This is a genomic window from Microbacterium cucumeris (assembly GCF_058349845.2).
This window is the reverse complement of sequence record NZ_JBYRIZ020000008.1, coordinates 2926-5562: the sequence shown is the minus strand read 5'-3', so window position 1 is coordinate 5562 and position 2637 is coordinate 2926. Positions and strand designations below refer to the sequence as shown.

General features: G+C 54.9%; 2 rRNA genes (1 of these 2 only partly in view). Both read right to left on the bottom strand.

From position 1 onward, the window contains the following. Positions 1–13: 13 nt before the first annotated feature. Positions 14–130: ribosomal RNA gene (rrf, locus tag AC3RXZ_RS16880) — 5S ribosomal RNA — on the bottom strand. A gap of 107 nt (positions 131–237) precedes the next feature. Continuing rightward, positions 238–2637: ribosomal RNA gene (locus AC3RXZ_RS16875) — 23S ribosomal RNA — on the bottom strand; it runs 803 nt beyond the window's last position.

Genomic DNA, 2637 nt, shown 5'->3' with positions numbered 1-2637 from the left:
TTTCGTAAAAGAAGTCCGGCGGTGTCCTACTCTCCCACAGGGTCCCCCCTGCAGTACCATCGGCGCTGTGAGGCTTAGCTTCCGGGTTCGGAATGTGACCGGGCGTTTCCCTCACGCTATGGCCGCCGAAACACTATTGATGTTTCAATCAAACCTAAAGACACAGCGTGTGTGCCTGTAGGGCTCTCGACCGTACATCGAGAACCACAAAGTGGACGCGAACACCAAGAACGGTGTGTTATCAAGTCATCGGCTTATTAGTACCAGTCAGCTGCATGCGTTACCGCACTTCCACATCTGGCCTATCAACCCAGTAGTCTGGCTGGGAGCCTCTCACCCGAAGGTATGGAAGTCTCATCTTGAGGCCGGCTTCCCGCTTAGATGCTTTCAGCGGTTATCCATCCCGAACGTAGCTAATCAGCGGTGCTCCTGGCGGAACAACTGACACACCAGAGGTTCGTCCAACCCGGTCCTCTCGTACTAGGGTCAGATCCTCTCAAACTTCCTACGCGCGCAGCGGATAGGGACCGAACTGTCTCACGACGTTCTAAACCCAGCTCGCGTACCGCTTTAATGGGCGAACAGCCCAACCCTTGGGACCTACTCCAGCCCCAGGATGCGACGAGCCGACATCGAGGTGCCAAACCATGCCGTCGATATGGACTCTTGGGCAAGATCAGCCTGTTATCCCCGAGGTACCTTTTATCCGTTGAGCGACAGCGCTTCCACAAGCCACTGCCGGATCACTAGTCCCGACTTTCGTCCCTGCTCGACCTGTCAGTCTCACAGTCAAGCTCCCTTGTGCACTTACACTCGCCACCTGATTGCCAACCAGGTTGAGGGAACCTTTGGGCGCCTCCGTTACTCTTTGGGAGGCAACCGCCCCAGTTAAACTACCCACCAGGCACTGTCCCTGAACCGGATTACGGTCCGAAGTTAGATATCCAGAGTGACCAGAGTGGTATTTCAACAATGACTCCACGAATACTGGCGTATCCGCTTCACAGTCTCCCACCTATCCTACACAAGCCACACCGAACACCAATACCAAGCTGTAGTAAAGGTCACGGGGTCTTTCCGTCCTGCTGCGCGTAACGAGCATCTTTACTCGTAATGCAATTTCGCCGAGTTCGCGGTTGAGACAGTTGGGAAGTCGTTACGCCATTCGTGCAGGTCGGAACTTACCCGACAAGGAATTTCGCTACCTTAGGATGGTTATAGTTACCACCGCCGTTTACTGGGGCTTAAATTCTCAGCTTCGCCTTGCGGCTAACCGGTCCTCTTAACCTTCCAGCACCGGGCAGGCGTCAGTCCGTATACATCGTCTTGCGACTTAGCACGGACCTGTGTTTTTAATAAACAGTCGCTACCCACTAGTCTCTGCGGCCTCCAAACGCTTTCGGAGCAAGTCCTAATACGTCGAAGGCCCCCCTTCTCCCGAAGTTACGGGGGCATTTTGCCGAGTTCCTTAACCACGATTCTCTCGATCTCCTCGGTATTCTCTACCTGACCACCTGAGTCGGTTTGGGGTACGGGCGGCTAGAACCTCGCGTCGATGCTTTTCTCGGCAGCATAGGATCATCCACTTTTCATCCGCATCGTGTCTCAGCCTGTACGAGTCACGGATTTGCCTATGACTCGGCCTACGCACTTGCACCAGGACAACCATCGCCTGGCATGGACTACCTTCCTGCGTCACACCTGTTAATACGCTAGCCGCACCAGAACGGGGTCACGCGCTCCCCAACACGATGCCACCCGAAGGTGACGGTGTGAAGGTTCGGGCGCTTAGCACTACTGGATTAGCTGGGGCGGTTCTTCGCCGGTACGGGAATATCAACCCGTTGTCCATCGACTACGCCTGTCGGCCTCGCCTTAGGTCCCGACTTACCCAGGGAAGATTAGCTTGACCCTGGAACCCTTGGTCTTTCGGAGGACGTGTTTCTCACACGTCTTTCGCTACTCATGCCTGCATTCTCACTCGTGTAGCCTCCACGGCTAGATCACTCTGCCGCTTCGCTGGCCACACGACGCTCTCCTACCCATCAACACGGCTGGACCACGAAGGCCTACCAAAAATGTCAATGCCACAACTTCGGTGGCGTGCTTGAGCCCCGTTACATTGTCGGCGCGGAATCACTTGACCAGTGAGCTATTACGCACTCTTTCAAGGGTGGCTGCTTCTAAGCCAACCTCCTGGTTGTCTAAGCAACTCCACATCCTTTCCCACTTAGCACGCGCTTAGGGACCTTAGATGGTGGTCTGGGTTGTTTCCCTCTCGACTATGAAGCTTATCCCCCACAGTCTCACTGCTGCGCTCTCACTTACCGGCATTCGGAGTTTGGCTGACGTCAGTAACCTTGTAGGGCCCATCGGCCATCCAGTAGCTCTACCTCCGGCAAGAAACACGCAACGCTGCACCTAAATGCATTTCGGAGAGAACCAGCTATCACGAAGTTTGATTGGCCTTTCACCCCTATCCACAGCTCATCCCCTCAGTTTTCAACCTAAGTGGGTTCGGCCCTCCACGACGTCTTACCGTCGCTTCAGCCTGGCCATGGATAGATCACTTCGCTTCGGGTCTAGGACATGCGACTGAATCGCCCTATTCAGACTCGCTTTCGCTACGGCTACCCC